Raw genomic sequence first — 1457 nt, 5'->3', positions numbered from 1 at the left:
ATGGTGAGAACCCGCTAAGCACGCTCGCTGGGGTTGGGCCGAGTTGATTTACCTCCATCACCTGCTCTTGCCTAGGGGTAGGCTCAGTATTGCCTTCGTGACGGGCCGACTCAAAGGTCAGTAACACTACTACTGAGGATGCCCAGCAGAAAGTCATTATCCATGCCTGCTTTGTAGCGCTTCATTTTTAAACTCAACTTGGACGGCTCCTGCTTGAGTAAACCAATACTCAAATGACGTAGCAAGCCCAGATTTTGTGCGGCATGCCCCTGTCTAATGCGACTGGCATCCTCATTAAAAGTGACATCTAATACCCAATGCAGACTATTTTCAATACTCCAATGGGAGCGAATCACCTGGTTATGTCGTCGAGCATCAGCTTCGAGGCTGCTCAGATAGAATTGAATCTCCGTCGTCGTTTTATTCCATAATTGTCGCAGCCTACCAACCATTACGACGGTGCTTAACCCCACCCACTGGCTTTGGCGATGTAATGGTGGCAATTGACTCACGGACACCACCCAAACTTGACGGGTTTCTAGGCGGTGATGCCCCGTCTCCAAAGTTTCATGATAGCTGTGCTCAATTCCCAGCCAATCAGGGGCACTTGCTTGCAAAAACCAACCCTGGACTTGCTTGTAGAGCTTTCCCTGGTTGCCTTTGAGGGCCAACACATAATCCCCTTCGCATTGCTTAATCTGCCGAGCAATTTCGGTCTGGGTGCCCATAGCATCGAGGGTCACTACCGCCCCCTTGAGATTAAGCAACTTCAGTAGCAGGGGTACTGCGGTAATTTCATTTGACTTGCCCTCAACTTTTTGTTGCGCCAACACCAACCCATGTTCACTACTCCATGCACTCACAGTATGCAACGCTTTGAGCTGGCTCTGTCGGTCGTAGGAGCCTTTGGCAGTCTTGCCATCAATATGAATCACTTCGATATTCAATTTCTGTGATATCGTACTCACCCAAGCTAAGAAACTCTCCTGTAGCACCTGGGGTTCAATCGACCCTAGTACCCGCCCAAAAGTATCATGGGATGGAATCCCATAGGGCATGTCTAAAAACTTCTCTAACCAAGATTGCTTGGCTTTGCCGTAAGTCTCAATGGCGATAAATCCATCTGACCCCGATAGCACCGCTAAAATGGCTATCGTGAGAATGGCTACCAAACTGTGGTGTCGCGTTCTCTCCACACGGGGGTCCTGGATGGCCTGAAAATGCTTGAGTACACTCTTGGAGAGAATCTTAACCTCTCGTTGCTCCTGTGGGTTGAGAACAACTTTACCAAAGCCTTTTTCCATCTGTCTGAGTGAGGGATACCTGCCGGGAGTTCATTCCCAGTTTAACTGTTTGTGGGTTGCCGCCCCCGTCTCTACCGCAGCCCTGCCTCTGAATTCTACATCTTCTGTCATTTGTCAAGTACAATTTATACCAAATTAGATGCGATTACCCTG

Annotated in this window: 1 protein-coding gene; it reads right to left on the bottom strand. The window is 49.0% G+C overall.

Annotation, left to right across the window (positions count from 1 at the left end; all coding sequences use genetic code 11):
* Nucleotides 1-110: 110 nt before the first annotated feature.
* Entirely contained in the window at nt 111-1304 is a 1194-nt protein-coding gene (locus QUA54_RS34210) for an ISAs1 family transposase (RefSeq protein WP_333419472.1), read from the bottom strand.
* Nucleotides 1305-1457: the final 153 nt, after the last annotated feature.

This window comes from Microcoleus sp. MOSTC5 (genome assembly GCF_036701825.1).
Classification (GTDB): domain Bacteria; phylum Cyanobacteriota; class Cyanobacteriia; order Cyanobacteriales; family Microcoleaceae; genus Microcoleus; species Microcoleus asticus.
Note: the sequence above shows the minus strand (reverse complement) of the source record. Positions and strands in the feature narration are given on the sequence as shown.